The sequence below is a fragment of the Amycolatopsis sp. NPDC102389 genome, assembly GCF_044765885.1.
In the GTDB taxonomy this organism is placed as follows: Bacteria; Actinomycetota; Actinomycetes; order Mycobacteriales; family Pseudonocardiaceae; genus Amycolatopsis.
The window spans coordinates 1-16,573 of the sequence record NZ_JBIWKX010000084.1; the positions used below are offsets into that span (position 1 = coordinate 1).

16 protein-coding genes are annotated in these 16,573 nt (G+C 69.0%); 9 read left to right on the plus strand and 7 right to left on the minus strand.

Going from position 1 to position 16,573, the window contains the following annotated elements; translation table 11 throughout:
- The first annotated feature begins 470 nt into the window (after positions 1-470).
- Positions 471-1,445 (plus strand): alpha/beta fold hydrolase, encoded by a 975-nt coding sequence (locus ACIRGA_RS37755; protein WP_400951087.1) that lies wholly within the window; start codon positions 471-473, stop codon positions 1,443-1,445.
- A gap of 106 nt (positions 1,446-1,551) precedes the next feature.
- A complete protein-coding gene (locus ACIRGA_RS37760) occupies positions 1,552-2,502 on the plus strand; it encodes an NAD-dependent epimerase/dehydratase family protein (RefSeq protein WP_400951090.1) in 951 nt (316 codons plus the stop codon).
- A 125-nt stretch (positions 2,503-2,627) separates the two neighbouring features.
- On the opposite strand, the gene ACIRGA_RS37765 is transcribed toward ACIRGA_RS37760, so the two are convergent.
- From ACIRGA_RS37765 to ACIRGA_RS37780, 4 genes are all read right to left on the minus strand, one after another.
- Positions 2,628-3,326, minus strand: coding sequence for a class I SAM-dependent methyltransferase (locus ACIRGA_RS37765; RefSeq protein ID WP_400951093.1), 699 nt, complete (start codon positions 3,324-3,326; stop codon positions 2,628-2,630).
- Positions 3,323-4,558 carry a glycosyltransferase gene (locus ACIRGA_RS37770; RefSeq protein ID WP_400951096.1) on the minus strand — a complete coding sequence of 412 codons (1,236 nt, stop codon included), beginning with the start codon at positions 4,556-4,558 and terminating at the stop codon, positions 3,323-3,325. The genes ACIRGA_RS37765 and ACIRGA_RS37770 overlap by 4 nt, the downstream gene beginning before the upstream one ends.
- Positions 4,559-4,564: 6 nt before the next feature.
- Positions 4,565-6,565, minus strand: coding sequence for an ArnT family glycosyltransferase (locus tag ACIRGA_RS37775; protein ID WP_400951099.1), 2,001 nt, complete (start codon positions 6,563-6,565; stop codon positions 4,565-4,567).
- Positions 6,566-6,702: 137 nt separating this feature from the next.
- Positions 6,703-7,887, minus strand: coding sequence for a cytochrome P450 (locus ACIRGA_RS37780; protein WP_400951101.1), 1,185 nt, complete (start codon positions 7,885-7,887; stop codon positions 6,703-6,705).
- A 244-nt stretch (positions 7,888-8,131) separates the two neighbouring features.
- Here ACIRGA_RS37780 and ACIRGA_RS37785 point away from each other — a divergent pair, with 244 nt between their 5' ends.
- On the plus strand, positions 8,132-8,551 hold the full coding sequence (locus tag ACIRGA_RS37785) for an enediyne antibiotic chromoprotein (RefSeq protein WP_400951104.1): 420 nt from the start codon (positions 8,132-8,134) through the stop codon (positions 8,549-8,551).
- 347 nt (positions 8,552-8,898) lie between these two features.
- Here the strand turns inward: ACIRGA_RS37785 and ACIRGA_RS37790 are convergent, their stop codons facing one another.
- Genes ACIRGA_RS37790 through ACIRGA_RS37800 form a run of 3 tightly spaced genes read right to left on the minus strand, consistent with a single transcriptional unit; the run spans position 8,899 to position 12,137 of the window.
- On the minus strand, positions 8,899-9,993 hold the full coding sequence (locus tag ACIRGA_RS37790; protein WP_400951107.1) for an LLM class flavin-dependent oxidoreductase: 1,095 nt from the start codon (positions 9,991-9,993) through the stop codon (positions 8,899-8,901).
- Positions 9,990-10,970 carry an acyl-CoA dehydrogenase family protein gene (locus ACIRGA_RS37795; protein ID WP_400951110.1) on the minus strand — a complete coding sequence of 327 codons (981 nt, stop codon included), beginning with the start codon at positions 10,968-10,970 and terminating at the stop codon, positions 9,990-9,992. Before ACIRGA_RS37795 ends, ACIRGA_RS37790 begins: the two co-directional genes overlap by 4 nt.
- 9 nt (positions 10,971-10,979) lie before the next feature.
- A complete protein-coding gene (locus ACIRGA_RS37800) occupies positions 10,980-12,137 on the minus strand; it encodes an acyl-CoA dehydrogenase family protein (protein ID WP_400951113.1) in 1,158 nt (385 codons plus the stop codon).
- A gap of 169 nt (positions 12,138-12,306) precedes the next feature.
- Between ACIRGA_RS37800 and ACIRGA_RS37805 the strand changes: the two genes are divergently transcribed.
- From ACIRGA_RS37805 to ACIRGA_RS37830, 6 genes are read left to right on the plus strand one after another with little or no spacing between them, the layout of a single operon-like run.
- Entirely contained in the window at positions 12,307-13,446 is a 1,140-nt protein-coding gene (locus ACIRGA_RS37805) for a steroid 3-ketoacyl-CoA thiolase (RefSeq protein ID WP_400951116.1), read from the plus strand.
- A 2-nt stretch (positions 13,447-13,448) separates the two neighbouring features.
- A complete protein-coding gene (locus ACIRGA_RS37810; RefSeq protein ID WP_400951119.1) occupies positions 13,449-14,660 on the plus strand; it encodes a CaiB/BaiF CoA transferase family protein in 1,212 nt (403 codons plus the stop codon).
- Positions 14,661-14,699: 39 nt separating this feature from the next.
- On the plus strand, positions 14,700-15,440 hold the full coding sequence (fabG, locus tag ACIRGA_RS37815) for a 3-oxoacyl-[acyl-carrier-protein] reductase (RefSeq protein ID WP_400951122.1): 741 nt from the start codon (positions 14,700-14,702) through the stop codon (positions 15,438-15,440).
- A complete protein-coding gene (locus ACIRGA_RS37820; RefSeq protein WP_400951124.1) occupies positions 15,437-15,823 on the plus strand; it encodes a 3-hydroxyacyl-ACP dehydratase in 387 nt (128 codons plus the stop codon). The genes fabG and ACIRGA_RS37820 overlap by 4 nt, the downstream gene beginning before the upstream one ends.
- The gene (locus ACIRGA_RS37825; protein WP_400951127.1) at positions 15,820-16,284 is read left to right on the plus strand and encodes a 3-hydroxyacyl-ACP dehydratase FabZ family protein; all 465 of its coding nucleotides are present in this window, start codon (positions 15,820-15,822) and stop codon (positions 16,282-16,284) included. The genes ACIRGA_RS37820 and ACIRGA_RS37825 overlap by 4 nt, the downstream gene beginning before the upstream one ends.
- A gap of 34 nt (positions 16,285-16,318) precedes the next feature.
- Entirely contained in the window at positions 16,319-16,573 is a 255-nt protein-coding gene (locus ACIRGA_RS37830; protein ID WP_005155526.1) for an acyl carrier protein, read from the plus strand.

Genomic DNA, 16,573 nt, shown 5'->3' on the forward strand with positions numbered 1-16,573 from the left:
TCAACACCAAACTGTCCGACAAGTCCTGAAACACATCTGTCCGTGAGGTCCTGAAACAGCACAGAGGGTTCTAACCCTCATTGCCACTCACGACCTCGGCCAGGATCGTACATATAGCTATAAATCGGACACCACGCTGTCGGAAACTGTCCCTTGTGGACGCTCAGCGGCGCTTAGGCGTCAGCGAAAGGGCCACGCCACGTTTGACCTACCCCTCAATAACCGTCCTTGCCACTCACGCCCCCGCGCTCACGGCCAGGGCTGAAGGCTCCCTTCACTGCGTCCGATGCGGTGAAGGGAGCCTTCATCCCGCCACTGTCCCGGCCGTCGGATAACCCGTCAATAACCGTCCATGCCGCTCACGAGTTTTCTTTTCCTTTCCTCCGCAACACGCGAGATGCGTCTGCCTGCCCTTTCGGCTGATCATTGACGTGTAGATGACCATTTCCCCGGCGGTGGGAGAGGAATTCATGCGTAAATTCAAGAAGGTCATGACCGCGCTGGCCGCGGTCGCGGCGGTCGTACTGCTGGGGGGAACGGCGACGGGAGCCTCCGCGAACACGGGGTGGAGGCATTCGGACGCGGCGCTCGCCCGCTCCTTGCCGGGCGGATTCGCGAGCTCTTACGCCGACGTCAACGGTGTCCGGTTGCATTACGTCGCCGGTGGTTCCGGCAGCCCGGTGGTGCTGCTTCCCGGCTGGCCGCAGACCTGGTGGGCGTTCCACAAGGTGATGCCGGCGCTGGCCGAGCACCATCGCGTGATCGCCGTCGACCTGCGGGGCATGGGCGGGTCGTCGAAGCCGCCTGCGGGCTACGACAAGGAGACGCTGGCCGCCGACGTCCACGCGCTGCTCGCCAAGCTCGGGTACGCCAAAGCGGATCTGGTCGGCCACGACATCGGCGCGATGGTCGCGCACAGCTACGGGATCAAGTATCCGCAGGCGGTCGGGAAACTGGCGCTGATGGACGTGGTCGCGCCCGACAAGAGCCTCTATCAGCTGCCCCTGCTGCCCAGCGCGCCCGGCCAGTTCTCGCCGTGGTGGTGGACGTTCAACCAGCTGCAGGGCCTGCCGGAGCAGCTCGTCTCCGGCCGCTCGCGGTACGTCGTGGACGCGATGATCGACCAGCTCTCCGTGGTGCCGTCGGCGGTGGACGACTTCGACCGCGGGGTCTACGCGCGGGCCTACAACACGCGTGACGCCGTCCGGGCCGGGAACGGCTGGTACCGGACGCTCAACCAGGACATCGCGGCCGGCTCGGCGTACGGGAAGCTGACCATGCCGGTGCTGGGTCTCGCCGGGGAGTTCAACCACCAGTATTTCGCCCAGGTGATGCCGTCGAAGGCGGTGGATCCGCAGGTGGTCAAGATCGCCGGAGCCGGGCATTACCTTTCCGAGGAACAGCCGGCTCAGGTCATCGGCGCGCTGACGAAGTTCCTGGGCTGACACCGCTTTCCAGGCAGTATTGAAGGCGTCCGGCCCGAGCCGCCGATGGGATTCTGCGAAAAGGAAAGTCCTGGAATTCCCAGCCTATCGGGAAAAGGTGGCTAAAATGAAGGTTGGTGTTACCGGTGGCACCGGGTTCATCGGGCGCTACGTCTGTGAGGAGCTCGCCGCACGAGGGCATACGCCGGTCGTGTTCGACCATCGTGGCGAGGGGGACGGCGGGCCGTGGGAGGTCATGCTGGGCGACATCCGCGACGCGACGGCGCTGACCGAGCTCGCGGCGCATTGCGACGGGATCATCCACCTGGCCGCCGTGCTGGGCACCCAGGAGACGATCACCAATCCGCGGCCCGCGGTGGAGACCAACGTCATGGGCGGCCTGAACTTCCTGGAGGCCGTCGCCCAGTACGACCTGCCCGGCGTGTACATCTGCGTCGGCAACCACTGGATGAACAACAGCTACTCGATCTCGAAGACCACGGTCGAGCGGTTCGTCCGCATGTTCAACGCCGACCGCGGCACCCGCGTGAACTGCGTCCGCGCGGTGAACGCCTACGGCCCGCGCCAGAAGGCCGCGCCGCCGTTCGCCGCGGGGAAGGTCCGCAAGATCACCCCGGCGCTGATCTGCCGGGCGCTGTCCGGGATGCCGGTGGAGCTCTACGGCGGCGGACGGCAGGTCTCGGACATGGTGTGGGTCGGCGACGTCGCGCGCACCCTGGTGGCCTCCCTGGAAGCCGCCGCCGAGGGGCGAGTGCTGGAGAACACGGTCGAGATCGGGCCCGCCGAGTCGGTCACCATCCGCGAGGTGGCGGACCTCGTGATCGACCTGTGCGAGCAGCGTGGCCACTCGCGGGTCGGGATAACCGACCTGCCCATGCGGCCGGGTGAGACACCGAACACCCCGGTCACGGCCGACGTCTCGACCCTGCTTTCCGTCGGCATCGAGCCGGAATCCCTTGTCACGCTTGAGGAAGGCATGGCGAAGACGGTGGACTGGTATCTCGAGCACCGCGGTACCGCCTGGGACGTCCCGGAGTCCGGTCTCCGCGCGGCCTAACTCCGTGAAGGCCTCCTTCCCTACCTTGAGAGTAGGGAAGGAGGCCTTCACTACGACCCCGCTCCAGGTACGTGAAGGCCCCCTTCACTGCGCTAGACGCAGTGAAGGGGGCCTTCACGTACCTACTAAGGCTTGTGCGCCTTCAGAATCAGCGACACACCCCGCCGCGAGCGCGTCGGGAGGTAGCGCTCCGCCGTGACGATCGCGGTCAGCGCCCGGTTGACCGGCCACGGCGTGTGCTCGTTGAGTTCGTTGCCGCGCGCCGAGCGCCGCCGCAGCGCCACCACCGGCCGCAGCAGGACGTTCCAGCTCCACAGTTCCTCGACGACGAAGCCGGCGTCCTCGATGACCTTTCGCAGCGAGGCGGGGTCGTAGCGGCGCACGTGGTGCACCGCGACGTCGTGCGCCGACCACAGGTCCATTCCGGACGGGACGCTGATCAGCGCGGAGCCGCCGGGCCGCAGCACCCGGAACAGCTCCGCCGCGGCCTGGTCGTCCTCCTGGATGTGTTCGAGGATCTCGAACGCCACCACCAGATCGAACGACGAGGACGGCAGCGGCAGGTCACGGGCGTCGGCGTGGATCGCGTCGAGACCGCGTGAACGCGCGATCTCGACGGCGTTCTCGTCGTAGTCCGTGGCGACGACGTCCCAGCCGCGCGAGCGCAGCACCCGCGTGTTGCCGCCGCCCGCCGCGCCGATGTCGAGCGCGCGGCCGGGCGGGCCGAGCCGCTTCAGCTCGTCGGCGAGCAGATGCCGCTTTTCCCGGAACCACCAGTGGCGGTCCTCCATCTCGGTGATCCGGGCGACGTCCTCCGTCTTCACCGGCTCTCCTTCCGATGCTGGGCGAAGACCCAGCGGTCGAGGACCACGAACCGCAGCAACGTCATCAGCCCGTAGGCGACGATGAGCACGAACAGTTCGACGACCGGCCCCGAGCCGGGGGCGATCAGATGGAGCCCGGTCACGGCCAGTGTGGTCAGCAGATACGTGGTGGCGAACAGGATCGCGGCCCGCGTGTGCAGGCCGAGCCGGTGCCCGCCACCGCGGTTGAACGTCCAGCGCCGGTTCGCCTCGGTGTTGGCCACCCCGACGAGCACCAGCGCGACGAGGTTCGCCCCCGCCGGCGTCAGGGGGACGCGCAAGGGGAGGTACAGGAGCGTGTAGAGCACTGTCGAGATGACACCGATCACCGCGAAGCCCAGGAATTTCGCCAGGGTCGCGGCCCGGGGTTCGGCCAGCACGGCGTCCGGATGAGTGGCGCGCAATTGCGGGATCTCCGGCACGTTCACCCGTCCTTTCCCGGCGGCGATCGCCCGGCCCACGCGGACCAGGCCCTTCAGGTTCCCCATCGCGGTCTGGGTGACCTTGACCCGCGAATCGACGTCCTCGACCCAGTCCAGCGGCACCTCGTGCACCCGGAGGCCGTTGTGCTCGGCCAGCATCAGCATCTCGGTGTCGAAGAACCAGTGGTCGTCCTCGACCGCGTCCAGCAGCCCGGCCACCGCCTCGCGCCGGGCCGCCTTGAATCCGGCGGACGTGTCGGTGCTGCGCAGCCCGAACACATGCCGCGTGATCGCGTTGTAGGTACGGGAGACGATCTCGCGTTTGAGGCTGCGGCGGATCCGCGAGCCACGTCCGAGCCGGGTCCCGATGGTGATCTCGCAGTGCCCGCTGACCAGCGGTGCGATCAGGGGGAGCAGGCTTTCCAGACCGGTCGAGAGGTCGACGTCCATGTAGGCGACGATGTCGGCGGTACTGGACCCCCACGTCGCCTTGATCGCCGCGCCCCGGCCGCGGACGGGAATCCGCCGTGCGGAGATGCGCGGGTTCCCTTCGGCCAGTCCGGTGGCGATCTCCCAGGTCCGGTCGGTACTGCCGTTGTCGGCGATGGTGATCGACCAGGGGAACGGGAAGTCGCCGAGGAACTCGGTCAGCGTGGTGATGCAGCCCAGCAGGGCGCGTTCCTCGTTGAGCACCGGGATGACGATCTCGACGGTCGCCGTCGTGCGGCTTCCCGGTGCGACGCGGGGTGCCGCGGTGAGTTCAGCCGTCATGGGGCATCACGCTCCCGGCTTGCAGTCGAAGAGGGCGGAGGTGAAGCCCATCCACGGGTTCGCGGTGTAGGCGGGCGGCGGGATCCGGACGCAGTTGCGCACCACCCAGTCCTTGCGGGCCAGCGCGGTCGGGCTGTCGTAGGCGAATCCGCCGAACAGGACGTACCTCAGCTGTCCACTGTGGACAGCGTCGGCGAGGCCGTCGGCGGTCGGCATCGGCATGGTGCCGACGAAACCGCCCATCGGCATCACGGACAGGCCCGCCCGGATGTAGGGCGAGGCGCCGGTGCCGCCGACCGTCGCCAGATCGAAGCGCTCGCCGCGGTTGTTGGCCTTGAGGAAACCGAGGAGCTTCTGGTCGGCGTCGGACGGCATCATCTGGAACATGATCGGCGGCGGCAGCGGCATGGCCTGTCCGCCCGCCGCGCCGGGCTTCGGGCCGCCCGCCATCAGCTTGGTCAGGTCGATGCCGGTCGAGAGCGCGTTCGGGTTCGGTCCCGCGAGGGGGTTGAAGTTCTGGAACATCGCCGTCCGCGGATCCGTCGGCGGGTGGAAGGCGGGCGCCGCCCAGGCGACCGGCCCGGCCAGCAGCGCGACCCCGGCCACGGCACCGGTCACGACGGCGAACTTCCCGGTACGGCGCACCAGGACCAGCACCGCGGCGACGACGGCGGCGATCGCGACGACGGGCCGCAGCCACGGCACGTAGTCGCTGGAGCGGCTCATCAGCACGAACGCCCAGGCGCCGGTGGCGAGCAGGCCCACCGGAAGTGCCCACGCGAAGCGGCGGTCCGTCCAGGCGAGGTGCAGGCCGACGCCGGCGATCGCGGCGATGGCGGGCGCCAGGATGCTCGTGTAGTACGGGTGGATGCTCTGCGAGAAGCTGAGCGCGCCGGCGAAGAGGACGAGCCAGCCGCCCCACAGCAGCCAGCCCGCGCGCGCCTTGTCGGTGCGCGGCGCGCGGCCCGCGGCGAGCAGGCCGACGACGAGCAGCAGCACGGCCAGCGGCAGCAGCCACGAGATCTGGCCGCCGATCAGGTCGTTGAACAGCCGGAACACACCGGTTTCGCCGCCTTGGTCGACCGGCGAGACCTTGCCGTCGGGCAGGACCGGCAGCTCGGCTGAGTTCCCGGCCCTCGCGGCGTCCGTGCGGTCGAAGAGGTTGTAGGACCAGACCATCTGCCACACCGAGTTCGACGTGCTGCCGTCCATGTACGGGCGGGAGCCCGCGGGCGTCAACCCGACGATCAGCATCCAGATCGACGACACCGCGGCCGTGACCGCTCCGGCGCCGAGCAGATGCAACACCCGCCGTCCCGGCGAGGCCGGCGCGGCGACGAGGTAGACGATTCCGAGTACCGGAAGGATGGCCAGCGCCATGGCGAGCTTGATGTGGAAGCCGACGCCGACGAGCGCGGCGGTGAGCAGAAGCCAGCGCGGGGACGCGTTCTCCAGTGCCCGCCAGAAGGCGTAGGTCGCGACGAGGAGCGTAAGGATCAGCGTCGAGTCGGGCAGGTTGACCCGGGTGCCCGCGATCGTGATCGGGGTCGCGGCCAGCAGGACGGCGGCCAGCGCCGCGGGCGCGTGCCCGGCCCAGCGGCGCACGAGCACGAACAGCACGTACACCGAGACGGCACCGGCGATGACGCCGGGCAGCAGCAGCGCCCAGGTCTCGTAACCGAAGGCACGTACGGAAAGCGCCTGCAGCCAGAGCGCGCCGGGTGCCTTGTCGACACTCATGAACCCGGCGGGATCGTAGGCGCCGTAAAGGAAATTGTGCCAGTTCGAGGCCATGCTGCGCACCGCGGCGGCGTATGCGTAGTGTGCGGCGTTCCCGCCGATACCCCACCCGTAGGCGACGCCGGCGACGAGTGCGCTGAGCACGGCGATGCGTTTGGCGGCCAGTGCGGACAGCCCCGTCTTGGTCTTCTTCTTCGGCGTCCGCGCGGGCGGGGCAGCGCCCCGCGGCCGGGTGCTCGTGACCGGGGTGCCTAGGTCTTGGGACACGTTCTACTCCCTTCCCAGGAATAGGAGATGACGCGGCACACGGACGTGAGATACGCACCGCGAATTCGTGATCGTCTCCGAAAAGTGTCGCACCGCGGTTTCCAGCGCGTCTTATCCCAGCCTGCTGGTTTATGTCTTCAGCGAAGGCGGACAGGAAGGGATTCGAGGCCGTGCATCACCATGCTGACGCGCCAGCGGAGACTCTCCGCGGGGACGGCCGCGCGCAGTTTCGGGAACCGGGTGAGCAGAGCGGAGAGCGCGATCCCGCCTTCGAGCCGGGCCATCGGCGCGCCGAGGCAGTGGTGGATGCCGTGTCCGAAAGCGAGCTGCGGGTTGTCCGCGCGGTCGAGTGCCAAGGCGTCCGCGCCGGCGAACCGGGCGGGGTCGCGGTTGGCGGCCAGCAACGACACGATGACCAGCGAACCGGCCGGGATCGTCTCGCCGCCGAGCTCGATTTCCTCGTTGGCGTACCGCATCGCCGCGTGCACCGGGCTCTCGTAACGCAGGAATTCCTCGACCGCGGCGGGCATCCCGTCCGGGTTCGCGCGCAACGCGGCGAGCTGTGCCGGGTTCTCGAGTAGGGCGAGGGTGGCGTTGCCGATGAGGTGGACGGTGGTCTCGTGCCCGGCGATGAGCAGGAGGAAGACCATCGACGTCAGCTCGTGCTCGGTGAGCCGATCGTCGCCGTCGTGCACCGTGACGAGCGCAGAAAGCAGGTCCGTGCCTGGGTTCGCCCGCTTCTCGGCGAGGAGTTTCCTGACATAGCGCAGCATTTCGGCGGCGGCCGCGTCGAGTTCGTCGACGGGGAGCGCGCTGGCGGTGAGGATCTCGGTCCAGCCGTGGAAGGCGCCTGCCTCGTCGTCGGGCACGCCGAGCATCTCCGTGAGGATGCGGATCGGCAGCGGCAGCGCGAGCGCCTTGATCAGGTCGACCTCGTCGAAGTCGGCCACGGCGTCGAGCAGTTCTGCCGTGATGGCCTCGATTCTGGGGCGCAGCTGGGCGATCCGGCGCACGGTGAACGCGGCGGACACCAGCTTTCTGAGCCGGGTGTGATCCGGTGGATCGAGGTTCAGCATATGCGTGTTCATGCCGAGCCGGACGTCCTCGGACAGCCCGCGCCGGTCGCCGACGACGCCGGTGCGCCCGCTCAGGCCGGGATGCGCGAGCGCCTGGCGGACCTCGGCGTAGCCGCTCACCAGCCAGCCGCCGGTGCCGGACGAGAGCGTGATCCTGCGGACCGGGCCGCTTTCGCGCAGTGCCGAATAGGCGGCGTGCCTTTCTGGCGCGCCCCCGAACAGGAAATCGGAGCTGGAAGAGGTCACCGAATCAGGTTCCCGTGCGCGCCGCCGCGCCCTCTTCTCCTGACTTGCCCGCCGCGTATGAATTACGCACGAAGCGCGCGAGTTTATTGCACCTTTTTTCTTGCGGCCTACTCGAAAACTGCTCGAAGAAATGATTGACGATCTACGTCCGATGATCGTAACGTTGTTACCAGGACGCCGGGGGGCAACGGAACCCGCGCCTGGTGAGTCAGAAAATCCCTAGCAATGAATCGGAGTGATTACCGTGTCCGCAAAGCTTGTCGCCAAGTTCGCCGGTTCCGCCATCGCCGCTCTCGGCCTGCTGGCCGTCGTCGCCCCTGGTGCTTCCGCCGCGGCGGCCGTCACGGTCACGCCGTCGTCGGGGCTCTCGGACGGCGCGGTGGTCCAGGTGACCGGAACCGGCCTGACGCCGGGCGCGACCTATCGCGTCGGCGAATGCGCCCAGGACGCGACGGGGCAGTTCCCTTGCAGCCCTTCGCAGCAGTCGATCGTCGCCGACGCGGCCGGGAAGATCTCGGCCTCGGTCGCCGTGCAGAAGAACTTCACCGGCGTCCTGCCCGACGGCAGCAGCTACGGCGCGGTGGACTGCACGGCCATCACCTGCGTCGTCGGCCTCGGTGACGCCGCCGGCAACGGTGGCGGCGTGATCATCAGCTTCAGCTGACGCTCGACGAAGGCGATGAAGGAATTGGGACGTCGCGTGTCCCAATTCCTTCATCGCCGAGTGAAGCATAACCCGCCGGGCCTCGGTGAGTTTCGTCTTCAATCACGCGAGTTCGGTCTTCAATCACGCGAGTCCCGTGTCTGGACACGTGGGTCGCGTCATGTTCGTGGTGATCCGAGCCGGATCACGCGTGTCTGAAAGCGTATCTCGCGTGATTCGAGCCGGAACTCGCGTGATTGAAGACGTAACACACGATGCGAGCCGGGCCTCGGTGAGTTTCGTCTTCAATCACGCGAGTCTCGGGTCTGGACACGTGAGTCGCGCCAACGAACACCCGGGCCGCAACCTCAGAGAGCGTCCGCGAGAAGGCCCCGCTTGCGCAGCAGCGGCATGACGCCCTCGCCGAATGTGTAGGCCTCTTCCAGATGCGGCTGAGCGGAAAGGATCAGGTGGTCGAGCCCGAGGGCGTGGTACTCCTCGATCCGTTCGGCCACTTCTTCGTGACTGCCCACCAGGGCCGTGCCGACGCCGGGGCGCACCAGACCGTAACCCGCCCAGACGTTGGGGTGGATCTCCAGCGAGTCGGTGCGGCCGGCGTGCAGCGCCGCCATCCGCCGCTGGCCCTCGGATTCGGTGGCGGCGAACCGTTCCTGCGCCTGCCGGATGCGGGCCGGGTCCATTCCGGCGAGCAGCTGGTCGGCAACCTTCCACGCCTCGGCCGAGGTGTCCCGGCTGATCACGTGGAACCGCGTGCCGAAGCGCAACGAGCGGCCCAAGGCCTCCGCTCGTGCACGTGATCGCTCGAGATGTGAGGCCATCGCCGACGGCGTTTCGCCCCACATCAGCAGCACGTCCGCCTGCGCGGCCGCGACTTCCAGCGCGGCCGACGAAGAACCGCCCAGGAACAGGGTCGGCCGCACCGCGTGTGGCCGCGCGACCATCCCGGCCTTCAGGGTGTAATGCGTGCCGGAGAAGTCGAAACGCGAACCCGGCCAAGCCTGCCGGAAGACGTCCATGAACTCGCCGGTACGCGAGTACCGCTGGTCGTGGTCGAGCCAGTCGCCGTAGCGGCGCTGCTCGTCGGGGTCCCCGCCGGTCACGATGTTCAGCAGCAGCCGCGAATCGGAGACGCGCTGGAACGTCGCCGCGGTCTGCGCGGCGAGCAGCGGCGAGACGAACCCCGGTCGCATCGCGATCATGAACTTCACCGACCGGGTCACCCCCGCGAGTGCCGAGGCGACGACCCACGGATCCTCGCAGAACAACCCGAACGGCGTGAGCATCCCGGTGAACCCGAAGCGGTCGGCGGCGAGCGCGACCTGGGTCAGGTATTCGAGGTCCGGTTCGCGGCGGGCGCCGGGGGCCGCGACGCCGTCGGCGGTCTTGGCGACCTCCCGACCGTCGCCGTGTGACGGCAGGAACCAGTGCAGTTGCAGGCTCATGAGTGCTCCCCGAACAGTGAGTGCGCGATCGCTTCCAACGGTCCCGAGGCGAGTTCCGCCTCCAGCCACAGCGCGCGACGGAACCAGCGGTGCAGCGGGAATTCCCAGGTGACGCCCATGCCGCCGCAGACCTGGATCGCCGTCTCGCAGACGGAGACCGCCGCGCGGCTCGCGGCGTGGGCGGCGCACGCGACCGCTTCCGCCGTGGCGGCCACAGCGGCGCGGTAGGCCAGTGAACGCGCGAGCTCGACCTCGGCGTAGCCGTCGGCGAGCTGCTGGCTCACCGCTTGGAACGAACCGATGGGGCGGTCGAACTGGGACCGCGTCTTCGCGTGCTCGACGGCGATCGCCAACGCACGGTCGGCGACGCCGATGGCCTCGCCCGCGAGCAGGGTCGTCGCCCGGCTCCGGATCGCGGTGAGCAGTGACGCGGCGGCGCCCGGCCCGATCAGCAGCCGTGCCTCGGCTCCGGCCAGCGCGACGTCTGACGTCGCCCGCAGCGGGTCGACGCCGTCGCGCGCGGACAGCGAAGCGGCGGCCGGGTCGACACCGAACAGTGCCACTCCGGCCGGGGTGCGGGCCGCGACCACGATCTCCGTGGCGACGTCGGCGTGCAGGACCGCCTGCACCGCGCCGTCCAGCCGCCAGCCGTCGTCGCGACGGGCCGCGCGACAGGTTTCGCTGCCGTCTGCGAGCGTCGCCGGGCCGGGCGGTTCGACGCCCGCGGCGTGGTACACGGGCAGGGCGAGTCCGGCCGTCGCGAACCAGGGCACCGGATGCAGGGCACGTCCGCCTTCCTCGGCCAGCAGGACGAGTTCCGCCAGGCTCAGGTCCGCGTCCAGCCAGCCCTGCCGGACAAGCTCCGGCCAGGCGGCGAGGTCGTTCTCGGCGATCCGCTCGGGGCCGTAGGTGTCTTCGAGGTAGGTGCGGGCAGCGGCCTTGAGCCCGGCTTGATCCTCGGTCAACGCGAAGTCCATCGGTGCTCCCTAGCGTGATTTCGGCAGGCCGAGGACCCGCTCCGCGACGATGCCGCGAAGGATCTCCGAAGTCCCGCCCTCGATGCTGTTGGCCCGGCTGCGCAATCGTTGGTGCTGCCAGTAGCCGCCCCAGAAGGCGTCGGTCCCGTCGGCGGCCGCGCCCTTGCCGAGCAGCCGCAGCGCGAGCGCGCTCACCCGCTGGTTCGCCTGCGACCAGCGCAGCTTCAGGATCGAGCTCTCCGGTCCGGGTTCGCCGGTGCGTTCCATCGCGGCCAGCGCGCGGTATCCGGTGAACCGCAGGCCCTGCAGGTCGACGTACAGCTCGGCGATGTCGGCGCGGACCCGCGGGTCGGTGTCGCCACCGCACGCCTTGGCGGTCTTGACCAGCCTGTCGAGCTGCACGGCCAGCCGCGCGGTGAGCGTGATGCCGAACGTGCCGCGTTCGTGCGCGAGGGTGGTCAGCGCGACCCGCCAGCCCTGCCCCGGCTCGCCGAGCACGCGGTCGTCGGGGATTTCGACGCCGGTCAACAGGATCTGGTTGAAGTCGGTATCGCCGGACAGCTGACGCAGCGGCCGTACCTCGACGCCGGGCGCGCGCATGTCGAGCAGGAAACAGGTCAGGCCGCGGTGTTTGGCCGCGTCCGGATCCGTGCGGGCGAGCAGCAGGCAGTGGTCGGCCAAATGGGCGTAGGAGGACCAAACCTTTTCGCCGTCGACGACGTAGCCGCCGTCGACGCGGCGGGCCCGGGTGCGCACCGAGGCGAGGTCCGAGCCGGCGTCCGGTTCGGAGAAGCCTTGGCAGAAGATCGTTTCACCGGAAAGGATCCGGGGGAGATGCTCGGCCTTCTGCGCGTCCGTTCCATAGTGGACGATCGCGGGGCCGACCATGCCGAGCCCGATCACCCCGGCGTGGTCCGGAGCTTCGGCCAGCGCGCTCTCCTCGGCGTAGATCGCTTGGTACGACGGGGAAAGTCCGCGACCACCATGCTCGGCGGGCCAGGTCAAACCGGCGTATCCGGCCGCGTGCAGCGCCTTGCTCCAGGCGCGCAATTCGTCGGCGGACCACGCGCGAGGCGCGCTCGGCGTCGCTTCGGGTAACTGTTCGGCGAGCCAGGCTTTGAGACCCGCCCGGAATGCCGCTTGATCTTCGCTGTCGTCCAGCCGCATGTAGGCACCATAGCCAGCGCCGATGATCGTGAGGGGCTGCGCGAACCATTCCCGCAACTACGGAGAACCCCCGGTCGGCACCGCAATCCGAGAGACGTTCCCCCGTCGGGCGCCGCACCACGATGGTGGAGCCGGGCACCGCGTCCGGTGGAGAGGCAGGTATCCGCCCGTGGCCGCGCTGAACGACCGGACCCCGGTCATCGTCTCCGCCGTCCGCACCCCGCTCGGCAAACGCGGTGGGGTGCTCGCGGGGCTCAAGGCCGTCGAGCTGATGCGGCACGTGCAGCTCGAAGTCATCGCCCGCGCCGGCATCGAACCCGGCGACGTCGAGCAGATCATCGGCGGCTGCGTGACCCAGTCCGGCGAGCAGAGCCTCAACGTCACCCGCAACGCCTGGCTCAACTCCGGCCACGACCCGGCCGTCGGTTGCTCCACAGTGGACGTTTCCTGTGGCTCGGCCCAGCAGGCCAACCATCTGATCTCCGCGCTGATCGCCGCGGACGCCATCGACACCGGGATCGCCTGCGGCGTCGAGTCGATGAGCAGGGTGCCGATCGGGACGAACCTCTATCAGGGACCCGGGCACTACAAGACGCAGGACTACCCGTGGGACGACCCGCCGAAGGCGCAGTTCGGCGGCGCCGAGCGGATCGCCGCGCGCGAGGGCATCGGGCGCGCGGACGCCGACGACTACGGCCTCCTTTCCCAGCAGCGGGCGGCGCGAGCGTGGGACGAGGGCCGGTTCGATCGTGAGGTCTCCCCGGTCGGTGAGGTCACCCGCGACGAAGGTATCCGCGACACCACCCTCGAAGGTCTCGCGGCCTTGCGCCCCAACATCGAGGGCGCGGTGCACACCGCCGGATCGACTTCGCAGATCTCCGATGGCGCCGCCGCGATCCTCTGGATGTCGTACGGGAAGGCCCGCGCGCTGGGCCTGACCCCGCGAGCACGGCTGGTCGGCCAGGTCGTCACCGGCGCCGATCCGTACTACCTGCTCGACGGGCCCGTGGTGGCCACCGAACGGGTTCTCCGCAAGACCGGCCGACGACTGTCCGATGTGGACATCTTCGAGGTGAACGAGGCCTTCGCCGGAGTGGTGCTGAACTGGGCCAAGGCGCACGGCGCGGACATCGACCGCGTCAACGTCAACGGCGGAGCCATCGCGCTCGGCCATCCCCTGGGCGCGACCGGGACCCGGCTGCTGGTGACGGCGCTGCACGAACTCGAGCGCACCGATACCTCGACCGCGTTGATCACCATGTGCTGCGGCGGTTCGCTCGGCACCGCCTCACTGCTGGAAAGGCTGTGACCATGCGCGAAGAAGACTTCTTCCGCCGCGCGCGAGCGGGATCGATCGGCCCGTTGGAGGGCGTGCGCGTCCTGGACGTGACCAAGGTCTGGTCCGGCCCGCTCGCCACCTGCGTCATGGCGGACATGGGGGCCGACGTCGTCCGCGTCGAACTCGCCGACGGCCACGACGGCGAGGTGCCGCCGAACATCCCCGGCACCGGGCTGTCGTGGTTCCGGGAAACCGTGCACCGCAACAAACGCAGCGCCGGGCTGGATCTGCGCGACGACACCGATCGTGCGCGGTTCCTGGAACTGGTGGCTCACGCGGACATCGTGGTCGAGAACTACAAGCCGGGCACGCTGGACAGCTGGGGCGCCGGATACGAGGCCTGCCGGGCGGTGCGCGAGGACGTCGTGTTCGTGTCGGTGTCCGGTTTCGGGCAGTACGGCCCGAAATCGCATCTGCCTGCTTACGACCCCGCGATCCAGGCCGCGGCGGGTTGGATGTCGCTCAACGGCCCGCCGGAGGGCCCGCCGGTGCGTGCGCCGACGTTCCTCGCCGACGAACTGGCCGGCCTGCACGCGGCGATCGGCGGCCTCGCCGCGCTGGCGCACCGGAACCGGACCGGCGAAGGACAACACGTCGATGTGTCCATGGTGGACTGTCTGATCGCCAGCAGCAGCGGCCTCCCGACGCTCGCCGCGACCGGCGCGCCGCCGCAGCGGCTCGGCAACGAGACCGATTTCGTCGTGCCTGCCAACGTCTACGCGTGCGCGGACGGCCACTTGTACCTCGCCGTCGCGATCAACCGGCATTGGCGCGTGCTCGCCGAGATCATCGGCAGGCCGGAACTCGGCCGCGCCGAGGGTTTCGGTACGGCGGCCGAAAGGCTGGCCAACCGGGACGCCGTCAACGCGGTCGTCTCGGGCTGGTGCGCCGGGCGTCCGCTGGCCGAAGCGCTCGAAGCCCTGAACGGCCGCGGGCTCGTCGCCGCGCCGGTGCGCACGCTCGCCGAAGCCGTCGCCGACGAGCACGTCGCGGCGCGGGCGATGTTGCAGGAAACGGTGCTGAGCAACGGATCCATCGCGCCGATCGTCGGGCCCGCGGTGAAATTCTCCCGTACTCCGACGAAGGTCCGTCGCGGCGCGCCGCGGCCGGGCGCGGATACCGAAGAAGTGCTCGCGGAGCTCGCGGCAAACGATGAGAAGAACGGTTTGCGTCGCGCTTCATAAAATGGAAACAAAGTGTGCAGCGAAAAACGAGGAGGCGTCGTGGCGGAGCACCACCGGGCCCTGATCACCGGGGCTTCACGAGGGATCGGCCGAGCCGTGGCGCTGCGGCTGGCCCAGGAGGGCTACGCCGTCGCCGGCTGTTTTTCGAAAGCGAGCGCCGCGTCGGCGGAAACCGAAGAGGACATCGCGGCGATCGGTGTCCCCTCCTATTTCGCGGAATGCGACGTGTCCGATTCCGAAGCCGTCGAGCGATTCGTGAAGGACGCCGAAGAGAAACTCGGGCCGATCGATCTGCTGATCAACAACGCCGGTATCACCAAGGACAGCCCGCTGGTGCTCGCCACCGCCGAAGACTGGCACGCGGTGCTCGACACGAACCTCACCGGCACCTGGAACTTCTGCCGTGCCATGGCCTTCCGGTTCATGAAGAACCGCGGCGGCGTCGTGGTCAACATGTCCTCGGTCGCCGGCGTCTACGGCCACGCGGGCCAGACCGCCTACTCCGCCAGCAAGGCCGGGATCATCGGCTTCAGCAAGTCGCTGGCCAAGGAGGTCGCCGGGCACGGGGTCCGGGTCAACGTCGTCGCGCCCGGTTTCATCGAGACCGACATGACCGGTTCCCTCGGCGACAAGCAGCGCGCCAAGGCGCTGACCCAGATCCCGGCCAAGCGGTTCGGCACCGGAGAGGACGTCGCCGAACTGGTCGCGTTCCTGGTCTCCGACCGTGCCTCCTACATCACCGGCCAGGTGCTGCAGGTCGACGGGGGGATCACGCTGTGACCGGGCTTCCCGCGTTCGCCGCGCCGCTGCGGGCGATCGACGTCCTGGACGTCCGGGTGTGCGGGGACGACCTCGAACTGGTCGCCCAGATCACCGTGGACGGCAAGGAACCCAACCTGCGCGGGCATTTTCCCGGCCAGGCCGTGTATCCCGGCATCTTCGTCATCGAGACGCTGGAACAGGCGATGCGGGAGGCCGCGAACGCGCGGCTGAGCACCGTCCGGTCCGTCCGCTTCCTCGCCCCGGTGCTCGACGGCGACCGCATGGTCCTCACGGCCACCGCGAAGCGCACCGAGGAGGGCTGGGACGTCACCGGCAAGGCCGCACTCGGTGAGACGACGACGGCCAAGATCCGGGCGACCTTCGAGGAGGTGGCGGAATGACCGAGCATCACGACATCCGCGTCCTGCTTCCGCAACGGTATCCGCTGCTGCTGGTGGACCGGGTGCTGGAACTGGTCCCCGGCGAATCGATCGTGACGATCAAGGCGGTCACCGGTACCGAGCCGTGCTACGCGGGGATTCCCGACGGCGTGCCGGCGAGCCGGTACGACTACCCGAAGTCGCTGATGATCGAGTCGTTCGGGCAGAGCGCGGCGCTCCTCTGGCTCGACGGCCGCGCGCCGGTCGAGGACGACGACACGACGTTGATGTTCATCGGTGCCCGTGACTATCGGTTCACGGGTGCCGCCCGCCCTGGTGACGTGCTCCGGCACGAGGTCCGGCTGGAGTCGGTGCTGGCCGACACGGCCTTCGCCACCGGCCGGACCTGGGCCGGGGATCGCCTGATCGCCACCGTCACCACCCTGACCGCGACGCGGCGCCCTGTGCGGCCCGCGGCGTGAGAACCGCACGGGACAACGAAACCGGAGGATCGTCATGACGCAGACCGACACCCAGCTCGAGGAGCTCCGCGAGCTGGTCGCCGAGGTGCTCGAGCTCGAGCCCGAGGAACTGGAGGACAACGGGGACTTCATCGACGACTACGAGGCCGATTCCCTGCGCGCCATCGAGATCCTCGCCCGGATCGACAAGCAGTACAAGATCGAGATCCCGCAGGCCGAACTGCCCGAGCTGCGCACGCTCAAGGCGGTCAACGACGCCCTGATCCGGCACTCCGTCAAGAAGGGATGA